Below are 23,137 nucleotides of genomic sequence, written 5' to 3' on the forward strand. Positions count from 1 at the left end.
ATGCGCTTGTGGCAGAGTGGACTGGGCACGCGGCCCAAGGTTCGTCACAGAGGACGCTCGCGAAGCGCTTGGTGGCAAATTGAGCACTGTCGCCCTTCCCATGGAAAGCTTCGCCGTCAGCCACAAGGGCTGCGTGCGCGACCACAACGAGGACAATTATCTCGTCGAGCCACGGACCGGCCTTTGGGTGGTGGCCGACGGGATGGGCGGACACGAGGCCGGCGAGGTCGCTTCGGCCAGCATCGTCGATCATCTCGCCACGATCGGCATCGCAAGTTCGGCACCGGACCTGCGCGCGCGCTTCGAGGATCGGCTGAGCCGCGCCAACACCGAGATCCGCAACATCTCGCGGTCGCGCGGCATCACCATCGGCTCCACATTCGCGGCGCTGCTCGCGATGGACGGGCGGTTCGCGGGCCTATGGGCCGGCGACAGCCGCATCTATCTGGTCCGCGGCGGTGCGATCTCGCAGATATCGAGGGATCATACCGAAGTGCAGGAGCTTCTCGATCGCGGCATGATCAGCGCGGAGGAAGCCCTCGCCTGGCCGCGCCGCAATGTGATCACGCATGCCGTCGGCGTCAGCGACGAGCTCGTGATCGATTTCCAGCAAGGCGAGCTGATGCCTGGCGACGTTTTCGTTCTGAACACCGATGGGTTGACCGCGCATGTCAACGACGCCGAGATCGAAGCGGCGGTCAACTCAGGGCCACCACAGGCGGCGTGCGAGAAGCTGCTGGAGATGGTGCTGGCGCGCGGCGGAACGGACAATGTCACCGTCGTGCTGGTGAGGGTCGGCGACGGGCGCGACGGACAGCCGCGCCATGCAGATCGGTCCAAGGCGGAAGGCTGAGGCAGATGAGCGACGACGACAAGACGCGGATTTCGCCGAACCTGGCCTTTACGGGCGTGGGCACGCAGCTCAGCGGCATCTACGAGCTCGACGAGAGGATAGCTTCCGGCGGCATGGGCGAGGTCTATCGCGGCCACAACATCCAGACCGGCGACCATGTCGCGATCAAGATCGTGCTGCCCGAATTCGCCCGCGACCAGACGATCCTGTCCCTGTTCCGCAAGGAAGCGTCGATCCTCAACCATCTGTCGCATGACGCGGTGGTGCGATACCACGTCTTCACCATCGATCCGGGGATCGGTCGTCCCTACCTTGCCATGGAGTTCGTGGACGGTCAGTCGCTGTTCGACGTCATGCGGCGCGGCCCGATGTCGCCGCCGGACGTGCGCAGGCTTTGCCATCGCCTCGCCTCCGGCCTGAGCGCCGTGCATCAGGCCGGCGCGGTCCATCGCGATCTCTCGCCCGACAACATCATCCTGCCGGGCGGCCGAGTCGATCGGGCGAAAATCATCGACTTCGGCATAGCGCGTTCGGCGACTGTCGGCGGCGAGACGCTGATCGGGGGAAAGTTTGCCGGCAAATACAACTACGTTTCGCCGGAACAGCTCGGCCTCTATGGCGGCGAGGTCAGCGAGCAGTCGGACATCTACAGCCTCGGGTTGGTTCTGGCCGCCGCGCTGCGCGGAAAGCCGCTCGACATGAGCGGCTCGCAGTTCGAGGTGGTCGAAAAGCGGCGGGCCGTGCCGGATTTGTCGGATATCGACCTCGATTTCCGCGCCCTCATCGAAGCGATGCTGCAGCCGGATCCTCGAGACCGGCCGGCGAGCATGGCCGAGATCGCCAGGGCGACGCGCGACGAAGATTTCGACGCGACCTTGCCGCCGCCCGCGTCTTTCGCCCCGCGCGAGCGCTCGGGCCTGCCGCGCGCCGGATGGACCGCGCTGCCGAACTCCGGCCCCCCGCCTTCGACCGTGCCCGGAGAACAACGCTTCGTCCCGCATGTGCGGCCGGCGCATCTGTCGGGGCCGCGGCCTTCGCCGCCGGCTGCACCGGCCAGCGCACCGACGCGACCCGCCGAGCGAAAGCCTTCGCGGATCCCGGCCATCGCGGGCGGCGTCGCGGTACTGGCCGTCCTGGCGGGGGCTGGCGTCTATTTCAGCGGCGCCTTGACGCCACCGGCCGCCGTGGAAAAGCCCGAGCCTCTTACGCCGAAGCCGGCGGCAAAACCCGCGGCGGAAGCGCCCCAGCCGGTAGCAGAGGCAAGCAAGCTTCAGCCGGAGACCCCGAAACCTCAGCCGCAAGCGCCGGCCGAGTCTCAGCCGAAAGCACCGAAGGCTGACAGTTCTGCCGCCGTTGAGCCGGCAAAGCCCGTCGCCCCGGCTCTGCCGCAACCGCAGGACAAGACCGTCCAGAAACAGACGCAAGCCGAGACAGAGCAGACACCGGAGCCAACGCAGCCTGCCGTTCCGGAGGGTCCCGCCAACAACAACCAGATGCAAGCCTCGCAGCCGGCAGAGGCCGAACCCACGCAGCCGCCAATAGGGAAATCACCGGCGCCTCCGCCGAAGGCCGCGGAAAACCAAAAACCGTCGCAACCAGCTGGCGAGGTGCCGGTGGTCAAGCCGAACCAGACAGCGGAAAACACTCCGGCGTCGGAAGCAAAACCGCCGGCGGCCAAGCCCAGCGCGTCGGACCTCGTCGACGCACTGTCCAAATTGTCGAAGTCGAAAACGCCGGCGCCTCAAGTCACGGAAAACCAAAACCAGGCACCGGCTTCGCCGCTGTCGACAGCGCCCGAACCAGCCAGCAAACCGGCAACGCCGAGCGCATCGACGCAACCGGCACCACTGCCGCAACCATCGGCTGCCAACAAGCAACCTCAGGATACGGACGTCGCCATAAACCTGCCCAAGCCGCAGGTTCCGCCGCCGGCAAACAAAAACGACGAGCTGGCTCAGCGAGCCTCCTGGGTGCGCGACTTCAGCGGCGGCGATTGCTTCTACGCGAGCCTGACATCGGCAACGGACAGCGCCGCCACGATCGAAGGCTTCGGAACCGCGGTGCAGCCCTTCGAGCAGATGCTCAACGATTTCCAGTCGCGGTTCCACCTCGAGCCGGACATCAGCGTGCGCCTCATCGACCAGCCGCAATGCGAGGTGACCAATTTCCTGCGCTTCCTCGACCGCAGCGGGACAGAGCGGCCGCAGCTCGTCCTCGACCGGACGTCCGTGCCGGACGGCTCGCCGATCAGCGGCACGCTGGTGACGCGCGGCGGGCTCGTCTCCAACGTGATGCTGATCGATCACAAGGGGATTGCCTTCAACCTCGACGACCGCATGGTGGCGCAACTCGACAAGGCGACTTTCAGCATTCCGATCGGTCTCAGCACCGCCGACAAGGCGGCCGGCAAGGCCTTGCCGCAGATCATGCTGGTAATCACCGGACCTCAGGATATCCAGGCCGCGATGTTCTCGCGGCCGACGCCGGCCTCGGAACTGCTGCCCAAGATCCTCGAGGAGATCGAGGCCGACGGTTCCCAATTCTCCGCCACCGCCAAGTATTTCCGGCTTGGCGGATAGACATGGACGCCGATGGAACTCCGCCGACCGCGTTCATTGTTCGAGCCATCACCACGCAGGACGCGTGGACGGCTCATTCCGCATGACCGCATGAGACTTGCAGCCCTTCTCGGCGCGGTACTGCTCTCGATCTTCCTGACCGGTAAGGCGCATGCCGAATTCACCGTCTGCAACCAGACGCTCGACGTCGTCAACCTCGCCGTCGGACAGAAAGTCGACGATGCCGACCAGACCGACGGCTGGTGGACCATCGGCGCCAACCAATGCGTCAACGTCATCCGGGAGGAGCTGACCAACCGCTACATCTACATCTACGCGACCGACGTCTTCGGTCACGCGATCCTCGCCGGATCGACCGAGATGTGCATCGATCGGCGCCGCTTCTCGATCCGCGGCATCGACGAGTGCTGGCAGCGCGGCCATATCGCGGCGCGCTTCGTCGAGGTCGATACGCAGGAGCAGGTGCGCTGGACCTATTTCCTGACCGGAACCAGCCCGTGACGCACAGCATCGACACGAGCTTCAAATTGAAGAAGCAGGCGCGCCTGGCCGAGCGCCGGCGCAAGCTCTGGCTCTGGGTCCTTTCGAGCCTGGCCGCGCTCGCCGTCGTTTCGATCGCGACGGGTTTCTACCTTACCAAGGACTATTGGTCGTTCGGCGACGAGGACGAGGAACTGCACCCGGTCGAGGGCATGGAAGACGTGCCGCCCGACGCGTCGGTCTATGTGCCGGCCATCATCGACCTCGCCGGAGACCCGATGTGGATCACGCTTGCGCCCGACGCCGACACCGCAACGAAGGGCCACACCGTCGCGCGTCCGGCCGAGCTCGACGGTTCCGGCGCCTCGCCGCAGATCGAAATCCTCTCCGACGTCATGTTGAGCGCCAGCGAAAAATTCATGACGACGATCCCATCGACGCAAGAGGATTTCGCCTTCTTCCAGGCGCAGCGGCAGATCGCGCCGAAAGCCTCAGCGGCAGCGCCTGACGATCAGCAGGCCACCCCGCTTGCTCCGGCCGCAACCGACGACCAGCAGGGCGATCTGGAAAACGATCTGCAGCCGGCGCCCGACGAGAGCGAAGCGCCTGCCGCCTCTGCGCCCAAGGCGGATGCCGGCGATCCGGAGGCCGGCTGGGGCGAAACTGTCGATCAGGGCGAAGCCGCCCTTCCCGCCTTCAAGAAGACCGAGATCGAGAACAACACGACCGTCGCCACCGTCACCAGCGAATACCAGCGCTTCGAGGCGACCGAGGATACGTTCGTAAAAATCCTCAACGACCGAAGCCTGGACAGCGTCGTCGCCGACGCGCACTTCTCCGCCGACGACGCCAAGCTCGCCGGCGAGGCGCTGAAGACGCTGTTCAACCGCGACGGCCTGGAGGCGGGCTATGTGGTGGCCATGCGCGGCTTCAGGCCGAGCCGCGAGACGACGGCCATGTCGCTGATGCAGGTCTCGATCTATGCCAGGAACGTCTATGTCGGAACGCTGACGCGAAACGCTGCAGGCGCCTTCGTGTCGGGCGTCGACCCGTGGGTGCGCGAGGACCTGTTCAACTATTCCGGCGCTTCCGACCAGGGCGGACCCAAGCGACAGTACCGCCTGCTCGACGCGATCTATTCGACGGCCGCGCGCAACAAGGTTCCGACCAGCGTGATCGGCGAGGCGATCATGTATCTGTCGCGGGGACAGGACCTCGACGCCTTCGCCAGCGAGGACCAGCGCCTGGTGCTGATCTATTCGCAGACGCCGCGCGGCCAAAGCGAGATCTCCGGACGGGTCCTCTATGTCGGCGTCCAGGGCACGGAGAAGACCCTCGACTGTTTCGTCTACCAGCAGAGCGACGGCCAGTTCGCATGCGTCACGGGCAATGACGAGGTTCGTTCGCTGACCGTGACCAACGGCATGGTCACACCGGTCGCCGGGGTGATGACGTCGACCTTCGGCCCGCGCAAGCATCCCATCCTGGGCACCGTTCGCATCCACAAGGGGGTCGACTGGGCCGCGCCGGTCGGCACGCCGATCATGGCGGCCTTCGACGGCGAAATCAGCTTCCAGGGCGATGGCGGCGGCTATGGCAATCTGGTCAAGATCGCGCATGCCAACGGCCGTGAGACGCGTTACGCGCATATGCAAAAATTCGCCATCGCAAGCGGCGTCGGCACCAAGGTCAAGGCCGGCGACGTCATCGGCTATATCGGCACCACAGGGCTCTCGACCGGCCCGCATCTGCATTTCGAACTCTACCAGAACGGCGAAGCGATCGATCCGCTGGGGACGGTCACCGCGGTTGCCACTTATGCCTCCGGCGGTTCCGGCGATTCCGCCGTCGAGACGTTGACCGAACGCATCGTCCATGTCGAAAGCGGCGGCAGCGCGCGGGCCAAGAACCCGCTGTCCTCGGCGACCGGCGCCGGCCAGTTCATCACCAAGACCTGGATCCGGATGATGAACACCTATCGGCCGGATCTTGCCCGCACGCTGTCGACGGCCGACCTGCTCGCGCTTCGCTACGACGCCACGCTTTCGCGCGAGATGGTGCGCAACCTGGCACGCGAGGGCGAAGCCTATCTTCGCGCGCGCGGCCACCAGATCACCGCCGGGCGGCTCTATCTCTGCCATTTCCTGGGCATGGAAGGCGCGGCCCAGGTTCTGGCGGCTCCGGGTTCGGCGCAACTGAACGCCGTGCTGGGATCGGCCGTCATCCAGGCCAATCCGTTCCTCACCGGCAAGACCACCGGCTATGTCATCGACTGGGCCGAGCGGAAGATGGGCCAAAAGGTGACCCGCCTCGCCTCCGAGCAAGGCCAGCAGACGACCACGACGCAAATCCGGCAGACCTCCCCGGAATTCGAGAAATACAAACAGGCCGTCACGGCCCTCATCGACTCGATCCAGGCCACGCTTTGAACGTGCCCGTCGCCGTGAGCTTGGCCGGCGCGCCGTTGGTGTCGGCTCGGCGCGCCAGATTCCATCATGGCGCGGTGGGCGGCGCGCTGGACAAGCCCTGAAAAAAGGGGAGCCCGGCTTAGTGAGACCGGGCTCCCGTCGATTGCTGCGTACCGATTGGCGCTTTGTGCCGGCGGCTTATTCCGTCCTGATCCGCATCTCGACCCGGCGGTTGACCGGATCATAGGGGTTGGCGACGCGCGGATGCGATTTGCCAAGGCCGATCGCCTCGAGCCGTGCGGCCTGAACGCCATTCGCCGTCAGGAAGGCGGCCACCGACTGCGCCCTTCTTTGCGACAGATCCTGATTGTAGCGGTCCGGGCCGGAAGCATCGGTATGGCCTTCGACGACGAAGCTGAACGTGCTCAGCCGGTTGTCCTTCAACGCTTTGGCGAACTCGTCGAGTTCCGCGCGCGCCGTCTGGTCGAGCTGGGCCGAATCCAGCCCGAAATTGATCATCATATCGAGCCCGGTCTTGTTGGGGGCCGCGTTCTTTTCGTTCTTGCTCTTGCACTCTTCCTCTGTGCCGACGCAAATCCCGCGCGATGCGCCGAGATTGCCCGCGCCGGTGAAGAATTTCACGATGTCTTCCGATTTCTGAAGCGGATCAGCGGAAACGTGCGTCGAAAAAAGCACGGCCGCCAATGCAAAGGCTGAGCAGGCCCACCGCATGACCGTTACTCCCTGTTTGAGCGGATCTCGTCAAAGCGTGTCGCGTCGAAACCTGTTCGGGCGCCGCGCTTCAAGCCCTCATTTCATGCCCATCGTTTCCCCGAAACCGCTGCACGGTTTTGGGCGACATGCACCAGCGTGGACAATATCAAATTTCGCGTCGATTGTCTGTGAACAAACACACGTTGAGAGCGCCCGCCGTTTGCTAAAGCTAAAGCTTGACCAACGCCTCCGCCGGGGCTTCAGTACCTTATTCCTAGTGAGGGCGTGGCAGCCATGGCGAGGGGGCTCCGGTTCAGGACGGCGCGGGATCTGTTCAGCGCTTGCCCTGCCGTCGCCCAGGACATGAAAGCGCCCCCAACCGATCAGCCTTCGATCGAGTTTTGCCGTACGCTGCTGGCCGGGCGCGTGCCGGAGGAGGCAATCACCTTCTGTGCCTATCTGTTGCCGGAGCGGGCCGCGGTCTGGTGGGCGCATGAGTGCCTGAGCAACCTTGCCGAACTCCTCGGCGACCGGGACCTCGAATTGCTGGCGGTCGTCCGCGACTGGGTCGGCGAACCCGGTAATCCCAACCATCGCACAGCGGTAGCCCAGGCCGTGGAAGTGCCGCCGGTGACGCCTGTTTCCTGGCTCGCTTTGGCGGCGGGTTGGCGCGACAGCGGCTCGGTCATCGATCAGGCCGCGGGCGGATTTCCGACCGCCCATGCCGTAAGCGCAGGGATTCTGGCAGGGCTTGCGCGGGTGTCGCTCGCGGACCGCCTCGCCGTCCTTTCGGCCTTCGTAGAGATGGGCATCCAGATGGCGGAGATGGAGGCGCAGCAGCAATCGGCCGACGTCTATTAAAGCGCGTCGCGATCTTTCAGATTCGCTCCATGCGCTTTAGGTTTTTGATTTTACGCATGTCTTTATCCCGAAACCGGTTCCCACTTTCGGGAGACATGCTTTAGCGGCTGCCGCGTATGGAAAATTCGAAGGGTTACGGGTGGAGGTGGCGCCGCTTACTTGCAGCCGCCTTGCGCCCACTTCGCCAGCGCCACCTTGAAGCGGGTTCCCAGCGGGTGCTGCAGGCGCAGCACCGAGACATCGTTGGCGGCGAAATTCTTCGCCTGCTCGCACAGCCGGGCCTCGTTCCATTGGTGGCAGCCGTCGCAGTGCTTGCCTTCCCAGACTGACTTGTCGAGGCCCTCCACCGGACTGAACAGCGGCTTGCCCTTGATCAGCTGGGCGATGCTCTTGCCGTCGATGACCGGGTCGCCGAACTCGATCGGATGATCGAAAAGGATCGGTTCGTCCGTCGCCAGTTTCGGGATCTTCTGGCGCAGGACGTTGAGAGCCAGTTGATCGTCGGTCTGGCCCGGCGCGGCTCCAGTGTTGCGCGTATCGGAACCGCCTTCGGCCTTCGGGGCGCTCGCTTCGCCAACGATCAGCGGCGCATTGAGATCGACCTTGTGCAGGACGACCTCGGTGGTCAGCGAGACGTTGAGCCAAGGGCGCTGCTTGCCGGCCGTCGCCTTGAAGACGTCGCTGGTCACCCTGTTCATCGCCTCGGTGATGGAGACGTTGGATTCGCCGATATGCTGGATCAGCGCCGCGGTGAAAGGCGAGTGCTCGCCCGATCCGTCAAAGGCAAGCTGGTTAGGGCTGGCGGCGAAGGCGACGAGCGTGCCGGCGCCGCCATTCTCGATCGGGATTTCGGCAAGGCCGCTGGCCGCGCCCTTGACGCCGGCGGTCTTGGCCAGCACTTCGGCCAGCGGGTTGTCGCGGCAGGCATCCAGGAACACCAGCCTGATGCTGGTCTCGCGCGACATCTGGCGCAGGACGAAATCGACGGACACGGCCTCGAAATCGAGCGAGGTTTCGTCCTCCAGCGCGGCATCGACGGGAAGCAGGTAGTTCTTACCCGCGACCTGCAGGCCATGGCCGGCATAGAAGAAGAGCGCGATGTCGGCGCCGCGCACCTGCTTGGCAAACTGAGCGACGGTGGTCTGCGTCTGCTGCTTGCTGAGGTCGTAGCCGGAAACCACCTCGAAGCCCAGGTCCTGCAGGCGCGCGGCCATGGCCTGGGCGTCGCGCACCGGGTTGGTGAGCGGCGCCGCGTGCTGATACTGCGAGTTGCCGAGCACCAGCGCGACGCGGCGTTCGGCGATGGCGGCGGTCAAAGTCAGGAACACGGCAAGCACAGCGATCCCGACGGCGCGAAACAGGCGGCCGCAGCGGGCGATCCGATCGGGGCTCACCCGCGACCTCAGTTCGCGAGCTTGGTGGCGGAGAACTCGATCCGCCGGTTGAGCGCCTTGTTCTTGGGCGTATCGTTGGCGGCGACAGGCCGTTCCTCGCCATAGCCGGCGGCGCTGATCTGGTTGCGCGGCACGCCGTCGGCGACCAGCGCGTCGGCGACCGCCTGCGCCCGCCGTTCGGAGAGCGCCTTGTTGGCCTCGGGCGATCCGTCGGAATCGGTGTAGCCCGAAACCTCGACCTTGAGGGCCGGGCATTTGCCGACGACGCCTTCGACCTCCGCCAGCAGCGGGCGGCTCTTGGCATCGAGCCTCGCGCTCGCCTGCCGGAAGTAGATGGCGCCGGTGCGCGAGAGCACGGCAAACCTGTTCAGGCACTCCTCGTCGCTGAAATTCGATTTGGCGGCATCGGTGGCGACCGGCCCGACGTCGGCGGCACTTGCCGCGACCGTCTGGACCGCGGCCGGCTTGCTGCCATCGGCGGTGAAGACGAAATCGAAGGAAACCGAGGCGGTCGGCACGATGTTGGTCACATTGGCCGCCTGCTGCAGCTTGTCGACGTTGGGAAGCAGGCCAAAATCCTCGACATGGACCGCGACGGGCGCTTCCGAGGCGACGGAGACCTGGGAGTCGCTGATCATGGTGACGACGATGCTGGCTTCGAGGTCCTTGTCGACACCATGGAGGCTGAGGCGAAAGGGCAAGGTCGCCTTGATCCTGCGTTTTGTAGGCAAGTCGGCGAATGCGGCAGGGTCCACCTTCGCTGTCAATTCGGCCGTCGGGTACTTGAAGGTCTCGAAGAACAGGAAGCGCATGCGGACGTTGCGAAGGTCGACGCCGGTATCGACCGAATTGAGGTCGAAGCTGATCTTGGCATCACCGGCCGAGCTCAGCGTGCCGGTGATGTTCCTGATCTTGTTGGTCTCGACGATCGTGTTCTTCTTGACCGACTGATAGGTGAGCACCGAAGCGGAGGGATCGAGCGTCCAGTTCGGCGCAGCGTTGGCGGCCGGCGGTTCGAACAGCAGCAAAGCGAACAGCGCGGCGACGATGAAACCCGCGACCTGCACGGCGGTTTGCAACCGCATAGTCCGCCAGAATGCGACGACTTCGACCATGGAACGCCCCCCAAGGACAACCCTATATCGATACCGGCACGTGGGAGTAGCATAGAGCACTTGCCCTTGCTTGGCGAGCGGTTCCAGTCAGCACCAAACGATGTGACCGCATCTGTCGTGCGCAAGCGGCATTCGCTGCAATAGAGCGCTTATCCCCAACCGCCTCCACCTCCGCCTCCACCTCCACCACTACCTCCGCCCAAGGGCGCAATGACGGGCGCGGTTGGATTCTGCGCAGGCTTGATCAGTTTCTTGGCTGTGACCTTCTTTTGCTTGACGACCTTTGGCGTCGTCGTCGTGCGAACGACTTTCGCCTGAGGTTTCGCTACCACCGGCGTCGGCTCCGGTTTGGGCGGCAACAAGGACGTACAGCCCATGAGCGCCGCCAAAACGATGGCGAGAGTTGTTCCGACGATCGCCTGTCTCAATGCCCTGCCCACCATTGCCTCCCTGTTGATCAGAACAAGTCCCGACGCGGATTGGCTTGTTCCCAGATTGCCCTGGCCATCTTGACCAGTTGGTCGTCCAACGAGCCTTCCGCCGGTATCTTCGACTTGAGTTCCCCACGCATCTGTTTCAGAGCCGCCGTCTTCGCCTTGGCTCCGAATTTCGTCAGCGTGTTTTTTGCATCCGGAATTTCGTTGCGAAGATCGAGCGCGGCCGCGAAAGCAAGGTAGCGGACGGCCACGGCCTGGTCCGCCTTGTCGCCTCTCTGCATCTCAAGCGCCGCGCGGTCATACGCGGCGGACTGATCGCCTCGATCGGTCGCCAGCTCGAACAGTCTTTGCGCTTCGGCAAGATCCTGCTGCACGCCGACGCCGTCCCTGTACATGCGCGCCAGGCTGCCGGGAGCGTAGGGCTGGCCGAGATCCATGGATTTCTGGAACAGTGCCTGCGCCTGCTTCGGGTCCTTCTCGACTCCGGTGCCCGCCAGATAATTTCGGCCAAGCAGGTTCATCGAATACATGTCCTGCCGCTCGACGCCAGCCTTAAGGAAGGCAACGGCACGGGCTGGATCGGCAGGCACGCCGTTGCGACCTTCCGTGAAGATCGCGGCAAGATCGTTCATGGCGTAGGTGTGGCCCATCGCCGCCGCCTTGAGCAGCAGGTCCAGCCCTTTGCCGGTGTCACGCTCGACGCCGTAGCCGTTGAACAAAGCGCGGCCCCATGACGTCATCCCGTAGGGATCGCCTTTGTCCGACGCTGCCGCGTAAAAGGTATTGGCCTGTTTGCGGTTGGCGGGCATTCCCGTTCCTGTCGCGTTGAGGTAGCCAAGCTCGAACACGGCGCGGACATGCCCCCTGTCGGCGGCCTCCTGGATCGCCTTCCTGGCCTCGTCGACCTTGCCGACCGAAAGCAGCGCCCGTCCGAGCTCATAGCGGAAGCGGGCGACGTCCGGATAGGCCTTCACGGCCGCCCGGCAGACGTCCACGGCGTTGCTGCTGATTTCGTTCGGCAGCAGGCCCGGAACGACGCCCTGCAGGTCGAGCGGCTCGCCGGCTTCCCTGTCACAGGGCTCGACGCTCGGCGACAACTTCATCGTCGCCGGCTTGGGCGACGCGTTGCCGGCCTTGATTTCGAGGCCGACTATCAATGGCTTGTCGGCGCCGATCTGCGGTTCGTAGCGCAAATGGTCGACTTCATCGGCCATCAGGCTGGAATCGGGCGACAGGGTCCGGTCCGGCAGCGACAGCGTTCCCGTTGCCGGATAGCTCGCGAGCTTCAGGCTGACGGCAGGGTCCTTGGTCGGGAAATCCAGCTTCAGCGGCACCGGGCCGACGCCAACCGGGACGCTGATGTCGCGCTTCTCGATGGCCTCGGCGGCGCCAGTGATGTGGATGCCGCGCTCCAGCACCTGTTGCTTCTGCTCGGCCTCGAGCGAGGCCACGAGCTGCTGGCCCGCGGCGCCCTCGCCGTTCTTGACCCGGAAGACCAATATGCCCTGGGATTTGCCGCCCCAATTGTCGCGCGTGGCATAGGCCAGCATGTCGACCTCTTCCTGCGCGCCCGTGCCCTTTGGCACGTCCATCGCAAGGCGCGGCAGGTCCTTGCCGGCGATCGGCTCGCCGGTGGCGACAGGCTTGCCGTCGAGCACCAGGCGTCCAAGCACCGGTGGCCTCTCGATGCTGATGGTGACGGTGCCGCCGTCGACATCGACCGGCTCCGGCAGGTCCAGCGCAACAGGGCCGACGCCCGACGGCACGACTTTTTCCAGCACCGGCGGCAATGCCGGGCGGCTGGCACGGCGCATCAGCACCACCTCGTCGATCAGCGAGGAATTCTCCCAGGGAACCTGCTTGCCCTTCGTTGCCTCGACCACGTCGCGGCGAACGGCGGCCATCACCGCGCGTATCTCCTGGTTCGGCGCCAGCGCGCGGCGGGAGAAGGCGGACGAGAAGGGACTGAGGTCGCCGGTGCCGTCAAAGGCAACCGCCCCCGGTTCGGTGGCGAAGGCAATCAGCGTGTTCAGAGAGCTCTTCACCTGGGCAAGGCCGGTGCCGCCCGCCGCGATCAGCTGGTCGCGCAGCCAATAGTCCTTGCGCGGAAACGGGTTGTTGCGGCAGGCATCGAGGATGATCACCTGGATCTTCGACTTCGAGCGCATCTGCTCCAGCACATCGTCGAGCTTGATGGCCTGGACCTCGATGTCGGCCGCGGCCTTCAACGAGGCGTCGACAGGAATCAGGAAATTCTCGCCGCCGATCTGAAAGCCGTGGCCGGAATAATAGACGACGGCGAGATCGGCGCCGTCCGCCGCGGCAAGATAGTTGCGGAACTGCTCCTCGAACTGAAGCTTGGTGAGATCCTTGGCGACGAACACGTCGAAGCCGGCAAGACGGAACGTGTTCGAGACGTCCTCGGCATCCTTGTCCGGGTTCTTGAGGGCCGGGATGTCGCGGTATTCGGAATTGCCGATCACAAAGGCAACCCTGCGATCGGCGTGAGCATCGAGCGTCGCGAAGCCCACGAGGATCAAGGCTGCAAGGAACGCGCAGCATCGCAGCATGGCAAATCCTTAACTGCTATGACCTGTCGGCCACAGCAATGCAGCTTGCGGCGTCGAGGTCTGTTAAAGAGTTCACAATCTGCCGGGACCGGAGCAGACCGCATGCATAACGACAGCAAGCATGCGTCTCATCCAACCAAGTTCTAAAATACTCCAGAGGCGTGGAGGCCGCAATGATCGGACGCGTTGGACTGCCGGATTGCGTCGCGGGCATCCGACCTCAGCTTAAGGGCTTCCCCGGGCGTTGGGTTGCCTATGCCAGCCGCGCTGCGTGCCACTTCAGGTGGTCGTCCATGAAGGTCGAGATGAAGTTGTAGGAATGGTCGTAGCCTTCCTGCATGCGCAGCGTCAGCGCGATGCCCGCCTTCCCGCAGGCGTCTTCGAGCAGCCACGGACGCAGGCCGTCCTGGAGGAAGCCGTCGGCGGTGCCCTGGTCGACCAGCAATTCGCCGTAACGATGGCCGTCCTCGATCAGCAGCGTGGCATCGTAGGCGCGCCAGCTCTTTTCGTCCGGCCCGAGATATTTTTCGAACGCCGGCCGCGACCAGCCCGCCGTCGTCGGCTGCACGATCGGCGCGAAGGCCGAGCAGCTCCGGAAGCGCCCGGGGTTCTTCAGCGCGATCGTCAGCGCGCCGTGGCCGCCCATCGAATGGCCGAAGATAGACTGGCGCGACATGTCGACGGGGAAATTGGCGGCGACGAGCGCCGGCAGTTCCTCGGTGACGTAGGAATGCATGCGGTAGTTTTTCGCATAAGGCGCCTGGGTGGCGTCGACGTAGAAGCCGGCGCCGCAGCCGAACTGCCAATTGTCCTTTTCGTCCGGAACATCGGGGCCGCGCGGGCTGGTATCGGGGCATATGATGACGAGGCCCAGCTCGGCCGCCAGACGCCGGTATTCGCCCTTGTCCATGACATTGGCATGGGTGCAGGTGAGGCCCGACAGATACCAGAGCACCGGCACATGACCCTTCGCGGCCTGGGGCGGCGCGAAGACGGCAAAGGTCATGTCGCAGGCGCAGGTCTCCGAGGCGTGCGAGTAGACGCCCTGGATGCCGCCATGCGATTTGGAGGTGGAAAGGACGTTCATCGGTTCTGCCTTTCTCGTCAGGGGATGTCGGGTCCGGCATAGCCGCCGAACCTCGCGCCCGCAACCTTGCGCCTCGCAAAACCGTGCCGGGTTGTTCGTCGAATGCTGCTATGACCGCGCTGTAGAAACCGACTGGAATGGATCATAACCCGATCGAGATGCGAAATGAGAGCTGATGCGCCGCGCGAAGTCGTAATTGCCGTGGCGCCGAATGGCGGCCGGCGCACGAAAGCCGATCATCCGGCAATACCGCTGACGGCGGCCGAACTTGCGCGTACGGCCGCCGAGTGCCTGGAGGCCGGCGCGGCCATGATCCATGTGCACATACGCCGGCCTGACGGGGCGCCACCTGCTCGACGCCGATGCCTACAGACAGGCCATCGCGGCGATCCGCGCGGAAGTCGGCGAGCGTCTGATAATCCAGATCACCACCGAGGCGCTTGGCATCTACGGCCCGGCGGAACAGGCGGCGGTCCTAAAAGCGGTGAGGCCCGAGGCAGCCTCACTGGCGCTTCGGGAATTTGCGCCTGATGCCGCCTCGGAGCCGGCCTTCGCCGATCTGCTGGACTGGATGAAGGAACACGGCGCGCTGCCGCAGATCATCCTCTACGATCCTTCAGAAGCCGTTCGCCTGGCCGGCATGATCAAGCGCGGCTCGGTGCCTTGGACCGACATCCCGGTCCTCCACGTGCTCGGACGCTACACCGTTTCGCAGACCTCGCGGCCTGCGGACCTGCTGCCTTTCCTCGTGCCCGGCGCGCCGCAATTCTCCAACTGGAGCGTGTGCGCATTCGGCAAGCTTGAAGCTGCCTGCGTCGTCGCGGCCGCATTGCTGGGCGGCCATGTGCGGGTCGGCTTCGAGAACAATTTTCATTTGCCCGACGGCCGGCTGGCAGGCGGCAACGCGGCTCTGGTCGAGACGGTCGCAAGCGCGGTCGAGCGGCTCGGATACGGCCTCGCCGACGCCGCTGCGGCCCGCAGGCTGTTTTGCGCGCGATGACGGCGTCGCGACAGTGCCGGCATCGTCAAGCGATAAGCTGCTCGATCCTGATCGGCAGATCGCGGATGCGCTTGCCCGTCGCATGGTAGACCGCGCTGGCGACGGCGGCGGCCGTGCCGACATTGCCCAGTTCGCCCAAGCCCTTGACACCGGCCGGATTGACGGCGTGGTCCACCTCCGGGACCAGGATCACCTGTAAATCCCTGATGTCGGCGTTGACCGGCACGAGGTAATCCTGCAGGTCGCGGTTGACGTAACGGGCATAGCGCCTGTCGACCTCGGTCGCCTCATGCAGCGCCTGGCCGATGCCCCAGATCATGCCGCCCATCAGCTGGCTGCGCGCGGTACGCGTGTTCATGATGCGGCCGGCCGCGAAGGCGCCGACGATGCGCGGCACGCGGATTTCCCTGGTGTAGCTGTTGATGCGGACTTCGACGAACTCCGCGCCGAAGGCGTATTTCACCGAATCCTCATCGTGCTCGCCGCCATGGAATTCCGGCAGGCCGGCATAGAGCTTCTTCAGCGCCCCCGGCGTCGCGCCCTTGGGCGCGAACTCGGCATATTCGTCGATCGCGCCGACCTGCATGATCTTGAAGACATCCTCGATCTTCGCCGAGGCGCCGCCCTTCGCAACGATCTTTCCAGCGGCGAAGTCCAGTTCCTCGTTGTGGGAACCGGCAAGCGGGGCGCCTTCGTCTGTCGCGGCCGCGGCAAGCTTCGTCCGGATCGCATCGCAGGCCTTGAGCACCGCCGAGCAAACGCTCGCGGTGGAAATCGAGCCGCCCGACACCGGGGCCGGAGGCAGGCTGCTGTCGCCCATTTCGACATTCACCTTGCCGATCGGGATGCCAAGACGTTCCGAAGCCATCTGGGCGGCCACGGTGCGGACGCCGGTGCCGATCTCGTGCGAGCCGCACTGCACCCTGACGTCGCCGTCGGACGTCAAGCGCACACGCGCGGCACATGGCGCCGCGGCGGTCGGATAGATGGCCGTGGCACAGCCCATGCCCACGAGCCAGTCTCCATCGCGCATCGCGCCGACCTTGGGATCCCGCTTCGCCCAGCCGAAGGCATCGGCCGCCTGTTCGTAGCACTGGATCAGCGAGCGGCTGGAGAAGGGCTTCCTCCCGATGGGTTCCGTCTTGGGCTCATTGATGCGGCGGAACTCGACCGGGTCCATGCCGAGCGCCACCGCCATCTCGTCCATCGCGTTTTCAAGCGCGTAGACGTAAGGCGTCTCCGGCGGCGAGCGCATATAACCCGGTGTGTTGCGGTCGGCCTCGACCAGCGAGACATGGGTCAGCACCGAGCCGTAATCGTACATGCGGCCGGTAGCCGAAGTGCCGGCGACGACGTAGGCATCCGGACGCGACGTCACCTCCCAGCCTTCATGCGCGAAGGCGGTGATGCGTCCGTCCTTGCCCGCTCCGATCCGGATGCGATGGCGGGTTTCGGCCCGATAAGTCTGGGTGCCGAAGGCCTGCATGCGGCTCGTAACGCAACGCACGGGCCGGCCGAGACGCTTGGCGGCAACGGCGACGATCGCGGTGCGTGACGTCATTGGCCCCTTCGAGCCGAACGCCCCGCCGATGAAGGGACTGAGGATGCGCACATTCGCAGGATCGATCTTCAGCTGCCGCGCAAGCTCGGACTTCCAGCCGGTGACGTTCTGCGACGGCTCATGGACGATGAGCTGATCGCCCTGCCAGAGCGCCGTTGTCGAGAACAGCTCGATCGGATTATGATGCTGGGTCGGCGTCGAATAGCGCGCGTCGATCTTGACCGGAGCCGCGGCATAGGCGGCGTCGAAATCGCCGGCCTTCACATCCTCCTTGTGCATGGGGTTCTTTCCGGCAGCATCAACAGTCTTCGTGCCCGGACTGTCGAAGCTCGCGGTCGGCTTTTCCTCCTCATACTCGGCGTGGATCAACTGCGCCGCCTCTTCCGCCGCCTCGAATGTCTCGGCAACGGCCAAGGCGATGATCTGCCCATCGTGGAAGATCGTGCGGTCATGCAGCGGTCCGATCGAGTTTGCACTGCCATTGCCGAACTTCGGCCTGTCGACCTTGTCCATGTCGCCGTATGTCACGATATCGAGCAGGCCCGGCACCGCACGAGCCTCATCGAGATGAAGCTTGGCCACCTTGCCCTTGGCGATGCTGCTCGTTGCAAGCGCGCCATAGGCGATGTTGGCCGCCGGCAAATCAGCCGGATAGCCGGCCTGCCCGGTGACTTTCAGCCGCGCATCGATGCGTGGCAGCGGTTCGCCCATGTTCTCCTTGGGCCTTGGAGCGGCTGCGTCCATGGTCACACCTTCATGTCTCGGGTTTCGAGCAGCGCGCGCACCAGCGTTCGTTTGCCGAGCTCGATCTTGAACGCGTTGTGCTGGCGCGGTTCGGCATCGGCAAAGGCGGCGTCCGCCGCAGCACCCGCCGATGTCTCGTCGAGCTTCTTGCCTTGCAAGGCCGCCTCGGCTGTCTTGGCGCGCCAGGGCACGGTCGCCACGCCGCCGAGCGCGATCCGCGCCTCGCGGACGCTGTCGCCGTCGAGATCGAGCGCAACGGCCGCCGAAGCCAGCGCAAAGGCGTAGGATTCGCGGTCGCGGATCTTCAGGTAACGCGAGCGCGTGGCCCAGGGGATGGCGGGCACCTCGATGGCGGTGATGATCTCGTCGGCCGCCAGATCGGTCTCGATATGCGGCGTGTCACCGGGCAGCCGATGCAGCCTGGCGAAGGGAATCTTCCGCGCTCCGCGCGAGCCCTCGGCACGAACGACGGCGTCGAGCGCGATCAAGGCCTGGGCAAAATCGCCGTGATAGGTGGCTATGCAGGCATCGCTGGCGCCCAGCACCGCGTGCTGACGGTTGAAGCCTTCCATCGCCGCGCAGCCCGAGCCCGGCATCCGCTTGTTGCAGGCCCAGGAGGTCTCGCGGAAATATTCGCAGCGCGTTCGCTGCAGCACGTTGCCGGCAAGGCTCGCCATGTTGCGAATCTGGCCGCTTGCCGCCAATCTCAGGCTGTCGGCAATGACGGGATAGCGGCGTTTGACTTCGCCATGGTCGGCAGCCTCTCCCATCCGCACCAGGGCGCCGAAGCGGACGCCGTTGTCGCTGACCCGGATCTGCCTGAGCGCCGGCTCCTCAAGCCGGTTGAGGTCCAGCAGCCGGCCGGGCGCGGCCACGCCAAGCTTCATGTAGTCGGCAAGATTGGTGCCGCCGGCGATGAATTGCGCGTTCGCCCGCGTCGGCTGGTCGTCGTCGGTCGTAAAGCGGGAGGCGATGGCGACCGCGGCGGAAATGTCCGCCGGCCGTTCATAGATGAAAGGGCGCATGGTCAGGCTCCCCTCGCCTGGTCACGCGCCTGGGCGATCGCCGCGACGATGTTCGGATAGGCCGCGCAGCGGCAGATGTTGCCGCTCATGAATTCGCGGATGTCGTCCTCGGAGTTCGCGTGACCTTCGTTGACGCAGCCGATGGCCGACATGATCTGACCCGGCGTGCAGTAGCCGCACTGGAAGGCGTCGTGGTCGATGAAGGCCTGCTGCATCGGATGCAGCCTGCCGTCGCTCGAGGCGAGCCCTTCCACCGTCATCACTTCCTTGCCCTGGTTCATCACGGCGAAGCTCAGACAAGAGAGCACGCGTTTTCCGTCGACGAGCACGGTGCAGGCGCCACACTGGCCGTGGTCGCAGCCCTTCTTCGTGCCGGTAAGGCCGGCATGATCGCGCAGCGCATCCAGCAGACTCGTCCTTGTGTCCAGCGAAAGCTCGTAAGGCTGCTTGTTGATGCGCAGCGATATGGCGACGGCTTCCCTGAGTTTGGCATGGGTCGCGGCCGGCACTTCCGCCTTTGCGGCGGAGGTCAGCAACGGCGCGGCAGCGGCGGCCGAAACAGTACCGGTCATGAAGCTTCGTCGGCTGAGACCAGTCGCGCTCGATACGGGATTTTGGGGCATGGCTCGCTCCCCTGGTTGGCTGGGTAGGCTGGCTGGGTATCAGCGCTAACCTCTCAGCCGCGGCATTGTTCCGGATTTGTCGGCTCAAAAACGGGTCACGAAAGAGTGACTCCCGGACGGCTTCCAAGGACCCGACGACGGGCCGTTGCATGGGGATTGGCGTCGGGCCGGTTGTCGCGGCAAAGGAACTTTTCCGAATGCGGAAGGTTGACCTCGGCTTGGGCTGGTGATGCGCGGCCGCCCCGCGCAAGTTCCCATGCGAGCAATTCCAGCAAGTGCGCAGCGGTTGACTGCCCGGAATTGCACAAGACAAAACACTTCGATCGAAAGGCATGCCGGTGGATACGAATTCTCCAGTTGCCGAACCCGTGGACGAGACGCGGCGGCCGACGCGTCGCGCCGAAAAACGAGACAAAAGCCCGCAGCGCGCCGATACGCGAAGAAGAGCAGCGCCCGATGCCTCGCCGGATAAGACCGATGCGTCCCCAGAAGATGGCGGCGCGCCGCAGGACAAGCGCAGCCTGTCCGGGTCCATCAGACGACATCCCTTCACCGCGGGCACCGTCCTGCTCGTCGTGCTGCTGGTTGCGGCAGGCGCGGTGGCCTGGTGGCTGAACGCGCGCAACTACGAATGGACGGACGATGCCTTCATCGATGCGCGCACGGTGACCGTCGGCGCCGAAATCGCCGGCCGCATCACGGAGGTGGCCGTCACCGACAATCAACCCGTCGAAGCGGGTGCGGTCCTGCTTCGCATCGACGACAGCGACTACCAGGCCTCGCTCAAGCAGGCTGAGGCCAGCGTGGCGGCGGCGCAGGCCGAGATCACCAATGTCGCGGCCCAGACCGAGGCGCAGAACGCCAAGATCGATGCCGCGCAAAAGCAGGTCGCCCAGGCGCAGGCAGCGCTGGAATTCGCCAAGTCGGAAGACCGGCGCGACCGCGAGCTGCTGGCCCGGGGCACCGCCACCGAGCAGCAGGCACAGCAGGCCGCGTCAACGCTCCGCCAGGACCAGGCGGCCCTCGACACGGCGACGGCGAATGCGGAGGCCGCGAAAAGCCAGCTCGCGGTGCTGCAGGCACAGGGCAAGAGCGCTGACGCCAAACTGCGGCAGGCAAGAGCGAGCGAAGACCAGGCCAGGACCACGCTCACACGCACCACCATCGTGGCCCCGGTCGCCGGCCGGGCAACCAACATCACCGTTGCGAAAGGCACCTATGCTCAGCCCGGGCAAGTGCTGATGATGTTCGTTCCGAAGGACGTCTGGGTGAAGGCGAATTTCAAGGAGACGCAGCTCGACCTGATGCGGCCGGGCCAGCCGGTCGACATTGCCATCGACGCCTATCCGGAAAAGACCTTCCACGGCCGTGTCGACAGTGTGCAGGCCGGCAGCGGCACTGCCTTCAGCCTTCTGCCCGCCGAGAACGCCACCGGCAATTTCGTCAAGGTCGTCCAGCGCGTGCCGGTGAAGATCGTCTTCGACCAGCCGCCGGACGTCTATCTCGGTCCGGGTATGTCGGTGGTGCCGACGGTCAAGGTACGATGACTGATGCGGCATTAGCCCATGGCGGCGAAAGCCGCTCCGCCGCCGGCGGGCGCAACCCCTGGCTTATCGCGATCGTCGTCTCCATCGCCACCTTCATGATGGTGCTCGACACCGCGATCGCCAATGTCGCGCTGCGCAACATTGCCGGCAGCCTGGCGGCCGGCCTGGACGAGAGCACCTGGGTCATCACCACCTATCTCGTCGCCAGTTCGGTCATCGTTCCAATCAGCGGCTGGCTCGCCGACGTCGTCGGCCGCAAGCGTTATTACATGCTCTGCGTCGCCACCTTCACCGGCGCGTCGTTGCTCTGCGGCCTGGCGCCCAATCTCGACATGCTGATCCTGTTCCGCATCCTCCAGGGTCTTGGCGGCGGCGGCATGGCGCCGAGCGAGCAATCGATCCTCGCCGATACTTTCCCGCCTGAAAAGCGCTCGCAGGCCTTCGCGCTCTACGGCATCGCGGTCATCGTGGCGCCGACGGTAGGCCCGACGATCGGAGGGTGGCTGACGGACCATTTCTCCTGGCATTGGATCTTCTTCATCAATGTGCCCTTCGGCATTCTTTCGCTGGCGCTCGTGCAATGGCTGGTGGTCGAGCCGGACGTGCTGAAACGCGAGCGCCGGGAGAGGCTGAAAGACGGTCTCAAGGTGGATTGGGTCGGCTTCATCCTGGTGACGCTGGCGCTCGGATGCCTGGAGGTGTTCCTCGACGAGGGCCAGCGCAACGATTGGTTTTCATCGAGTTTCATCACCACCTTCGCCGTGATCTCCGCCGTCTCGTTGCTCATCCTGATTCCGTGGGAGCTGGCACACCGCGATCCGATCGTCGACATGCGGCTGCTGTTCATGCGTCAGTTCGGCACGGCCTTCCTCGTCATGATGGCGGTAGGCGCGGCGCTGTACAGCACGACGCAGCTCCTGCCGCAGCTGCAGCAGACAGCGTTCGACTACACAGCGACGCTGTCGGGGCTTTCGATGATGCCGGGCGGCATCGCCATGCTGATGCTGATGCCGGTCTCGGGCTTCGCCTCCGGTTTCGTGCAGCCGAAATACCTGATCATGTTGGGCATGTCGGCGGTGGCCATAGCGCTCTGGCATCTGACCTCGCTGGCCCCGGATGCGACGTTCAGCTTCTTTGCCTTTGCCCGCGTCTTCCTGATGGTCGGCCTGCCCTTCCTGTTCATCCCGATCTCGACCGCGGCCTATCTCGGGCTGCCGCCGAGGAAGACCAACCAGGCTTCGGCGCTGATCAATGTTGCCCGCAACCTCGGCGGCAGCATCGGCGTCTCGCTGACCAACACCGTGATTGCGCAGCAAGCGCAGCTGCATCAATCGAATCTGACAGCTGACACCGTGCAATCATCGTCCACCTACCAGCAGACATTGCGGCAGATCAGCGAGTATTTCACCGCCCAAGGCTCCCCCGCCGTCGAGGCGAAGGCGCAGGCGGTCGGCTGGGTCGGCCAGCTCATCGGCCGCCAGGCGACGCTGCTCGCCTATGTCGACGTCTTCCGCTACTCAGCGATCGCCACCGCGTTGCTGGTGCCGCTGGCGCTTCTTTTGCGGTCGCCCAAGCCGTCCCGTCCGGGGAAATAGCACGCTTCCGACGGAACATGCGTTGCGGGTTGCGAGTTTGCACCCAAAGGCAATGGCCGTTGCGAAGCGATATGAAATCGAAGCTGATCGCAGAAACTTCCGGACAGAGAACCTTCGTGGTCGTGTTGGACCCGGGCGAGGAAGCGATCGCCGCGCTGACGACTTTTGCGGAGCAGAAAGGGATCACCGGTGCTTCGCTGACGGCGATCGGCGCGTTCGAGAAGGCGACGGTCGGCTGGTTCGACACCGGGTCGAAATCCTACCGCAAGATCCCTGTCGATGAGCAGTGCGAAGTGCTGAGCGCCATCGGCGACGTGGCCGTCGGCGACGATGGCAAGCAAAGCCTCCACATTCACGCGGTGCTTGGTCTGCGCGACGGAAGGACACGCGGCGGACATCTGCTGGAAGGCACTGTCCAGCCGACATTGGAAGTTACCGTGCTGGAGTCGCCTGCGCATCTGCGCCGCAGGAAGCGCAGCGATCTGGGGATCGCGTTGATCGACCTCGAGGCCTGACAGCAGACAAAACCGCTCACTTCCAGGCC

Annotated in this window: 16 protein-coding genes and 1 pseudogene; 9 read left to right on the top strand and 8 right to left on the bottom strand. The window is 64.8% G+C overall.

All coding sequences use genetic code 11. The features are described 5' to 3' along the window. Window positions 1-79 precede the first annotated feature (79 nt). From QAZ22_RS29880 to QAZ22_RS29895, 4 genes are read left to right on the top strand one after another with little or no spacing between them, the layout of a single operon-like run. Window positions 80-853 carry a protein phosphatase 2C domain-containing protein gene (locus QAZ22_RS29880; RefSeq protein ID WP_278204501.1) on the top strand — a complete coding sequence of 258 codons (774 nt, stop codon included), beginning with the start codon at window positions 80-82 and terminating at the stop codon, window positions 851-853. Window positions 854-858: 5 nt separating this feature from the next. Further along, entirely contained in the window at window positions 859-3,432 is a 2,574-nt protein-coding gene (locus tag QAZ22_RS29885) for a serine/threonine protein kinase (protein ID WP_278204502.1), read from the top strand. A gap of 12 nt (window positions 3,433-3,444) precedes the next feature. Next, window positions 3,445-3,933, top strand: coding sequence for a DUF1036 domain-containing protein (locus QAZ22_RS29890; protein WP_278204503.1), 489 nt, complete (start codon window positions 3,445-3,447; stop codon window positions 3,931-3,933). After that, entirely contained in the window at window positions 3,930-6,341 is a 2,412-nt protein-coding gene (locus QAZ22_RS29895; protein WP_278204504.1) for a M23 family metallopeptidase, read from the top strand. The genes QAZ22_RS29890 and QAZ22_RS29895 overlap by 4 nt, the downstream gene beginning before the upstream one ends. A gap of 177 nt (window positions 6,342-6,518) precedes the next feature. On the opposite strand, the gene QAZ22_RS29900 is transcribed toward QAZ22_RS29895, so the two are convergent. Further along, a complete protein-coding gene (locus tag QAZ22_RS29900) occupies window positions 6,519-7,052 on the bottom strand; it encodes an OmpA family protein (RefSeq protein WP_278204505.1) in 534 nt (177 codons plus the stop codon). A 276-nt stretch (window positions 7,053-7,328) separates the two neighbouring features. Here QAZ22_RS29900 and QAZ22_RS29905 point away from each other — a divergent pair, with 276 nt between their 5' ends. Beyond that, window positions 7,329-7,895 carry a hypothetical protein gene (locus QAZ22_RS29905; protein WP_278207984.1) on the top strand — a complete coding sequence of 189 codons (567 nt, stop codon included), beginning with the start codon at window positions 7,329-7,331 and terminating at the stop codon, window positions 7,893-7,895. 155 nt (window positions 7,896-8,050) lie between these two features. Here the strand turns inward: QAZ22_RS29905 and QAZ22_RS29910 are convergent, their stop codons facing one another. The 4 genes from QAZ22_RS29910 to fghA all read right to left on the bottom strand — a co-directional run bounded on the left by QAZ22_RS29910 (window position 8,051) and on the right by fghA (window position 14,498). Continuing rightward, the gene (locus QAZ22_RS29910; protein ID WP_278204506.1) at window positions 8,051-9,289 is read right to left on the bottom strand and encodes a caspase domain-containing protein; all 1,239 of its coding nucleotides are present in this window, start codon (window positions 9,287-9,289) and stop codon (window positions 8,051-8,053) included. Window positions 9,290-9,297: 8 nt separating this feature from the next. Then, complete coding sequence (locus tag QAZ22_RS29915; RefSeq protein WP_278204507.1) at window positions 9,298-10,404, bottom strand: OmpA family protein; 1,107 nt, start codon at window positions 10,402-10,404, stop codon at window positions 9,298-9,300. Between the two features lie 457 nt (window positions 10,405-10,861). After that, on the bottom strand, window positions 10,862-13,411 hold the full coding sequence (locus tag QAZ22_RS29920) for a caspase family protein (RefSeq protein ID WP_278204508.1): 2,550 nt from the start codon (window positions 13,409-13,411) through the stop codon (window positions 10,862-10,864). 253 nt (window positions 13,412-13,664) lie between these two features. Beyond that, complete coding sequence (fghA, locus tag QAZ22_RS29925) at window positions 13,665-14,498, bottom strand: S-formylglutathione hydrolase (RefSeq protein WP_278204509.1); 834 nt, start codon at window positions 14,496-14,498, stop codon at window positions 13,665-13,667. Between the two features lie 165 nt (window positions 14,499-14,663). Here fghA and QAZ22_RS29930 point away from each other — a divergent pair. Then, window positions 14,664-15,498: pseudogene (locus QAZ22_RS29930) on the top strand (3-keto-5-aminohexanoate cleavage protein). Window positions 15,499-15,523: 25 nt separating this feature from the next. On the opposite strand, the gene QAZ22_RS29935 reads toward QAZ22_RS29930, so the two are convergent. Genes QAZ22_RS29935 through QAZ22_RS29945 form a run of 3 tightly spaced genes read right to left on the bottom strand, consistent with a single transcriptional unit; the run spans window position 15,524 to window position 19,400 of the window. After that, a complete protein-coding gene (locus tag QAZ22_RS29935; RefSeq protein WP_278204510.1) occupies window positions 15,524-17,803 on the bottom strand; it encodes a xanthine dehydrogenase family protein molybdopterin-binding subunit in 2,280 nt (759 codons plus the stop codon). Between the two features lie 2 nt (window positions 17,804-17,805). Further along, on the bottom strand, window positions 17,806-18,828 hold the full coding sequence (locus QAZ22_RS29940) for a xanthine dehydrogenase family protein subunit M (RefSeq protein WP_278204511.1): 1,023 nt from the start codon (window positions 18,826-18,828) through the stop codon (window positions 17,806-17,808). 2 nt (window positions 18,829-18,830) lie between these two features. After that, window positions 18,831-19,400: a (2Fe-2S)-binding protein gene (locus tag QAZ22_RS29945; RefSeq protein ID WP_278204512.1), complete on the bottom strand. Its 570-nt coding sequence runs from the start codon at window positions 19,398-19,400 to the stop codon at window positions 18,831-18,833. Window positions 19,401-19,783: 383 nt separating this feature from the next. Between QAZ22_RS29945 and QAZ22_RS29950 the strand changes: the two genes are divergently transcribed. From QAZ22_RS29950 to QAZ22_RS29960, 3 genes are all read left to right on the top strand, one after another. Then, window positions 19,784-20,998 carry an HlyD family secretion protein gene (locus QAZ22_RS29950; RefSeq protein ID WP_278204513.1) on the top strand — a complete coding sequence of 405 codons (1,215 nt, stop codon included), beginning with the start codon at window positions 19,784-19,786 and terminating at the stop codon, window positions 20,996-20,998. After that, the gene (locus tag QAZ22_RS29955; RefSeq protein WP_278204514.1) at window positions 20,995-22,593 is read left to right on the top strand and encodes a DHA2 family efflux MFS transporter permease subunit; all 1,599 of its coding nucleotides are present in this window, start codon (window positions 20,995-20,997) and stop codon (window positions 22,591-22,593) included. Before QAZ22_RS29950 ends, QAZ22_RS29955 begins: the two co-directional genes overlap by 4 nt. 71 nt (window positions 22,594-22,664) lie before the next feature. Continuing rightward, complete coding sequence (locus QAZ22_RS29960) at window positions 22,665-23,108, top strand: PPC domain-containing DNA-binding protein (RefSeq protein WP_278204515.1); 444 nt, start codon at window positions 22,665-22,667, stop codon at window positions 23,106-23,108. Window positions 23,109-23,137 lie beyond the last annotated feature (29 nt).

This window comes from Mesorhizobium sp. WSM4906 (assembly GCF_029674625.1).
GTDB lineage: Bacteria > Pseudomonadota > Alphaproteobacteria > Rhizobiales > Rhizobiaceae > Mesorhizobium.

Excerpts from the sequence above, each read along its gene's own strand:
- QAZ22_RS29885 (WP_278204502.1), top strand. The coding sequence starts at position 859 with ATGAGCGACGACGACAAGACGCGGATTTCGCCGAACCTGGCCTTTACG.
- QAZ22_RS29890 (WP_278204503.1), top strand. The coding sequence starts at position 3,445 with ATGGAACTCCGCCGACCGCGTTCATTGTTCGAGCCATCACCACGCAGG.
- QAZ22_RS29900 (WP_278204505.1), bottom strand. The coding sequence starts at position 7,052 with ATGCGGTGGGCCTGCTCAGCCTTTGCATTGGCGGCCGTGCTTTTTTCG.
- QAZ22_RS29905 (WP_278207984.1), top strand. The coding sequence starts at position 7,329 with ATGGCGAGGGGGCTCCGGTTCAGGACGGCGCGGGATCTGTTCAGCGCT.
- QAZ22_RS29915 (WP_278204507.1), bottom strand. The coding sequence starts at position 10,404 with ATGGTCGAAGTCGTCGCATTCTGGCGGACTATGCGGTTGCAAACCGCC.
- QAZ22_RS29920 (WP_278204508.1), bottom strand. The coding sequence starts at position 13,411 with ATGCTGCGATGCTGCGCGTTCCTTGCAGCCTTGATCCTCGTGGGCTTC.
- fghA (WP_278204509.1), bottom strand. The coding sequence starts at position 14,498 with ATGAACGTCCTTTCCACCTCCAAATCGCATGGCGGCATCCAGGGCGTC.
- QAZ22_RS29935 (WP_278204510.1), bottom strand. The coding sequence starts at position 17,803 with ATGGACGCAGCCGCTCCAAGGCCCAAGGAGAACATGGGCGAACCGCTG.
- QAZ22_RS29940 (WP_278204511.1), bottom strand. The coding sequence starts at position 18,828 with ATGCGCCCTTTCATCTATGAACGGCCGGCGGACATTTCCGCCGCGGTC.
- QAZ22_RS29945 (WP_278204512.1), bottom strand. The coding sequence starts at position 19,400 with ATGACCGGTACTGTTTCGGCCGCCGCTGCCGCGCCGTTGCTGACCTCC.
- QAZ22_RS29950 (WP_278204513.1), top strand. The coding sequence starts at position 19,784 with ATGCCGGTGGATACGAATTCTCCAGTTGCCGAACCCGTGGACGAGACG.
- QAZ22_RS29955 (WP_278204514.1), top strand. The coding sequence starts at position 20,995 with ATGACTGATGCGGCATTAGCCCATGGCGGCGAAAGCCGCTCCGCCGCC.
- QAZ22_RS29960 (WP_278204515.1), top strand. The coding sequence starts at position 22,665 with ATGAAATCGAAGCTGATCGCAGAAACTTCCGGACAGAGAACCTTCGTG.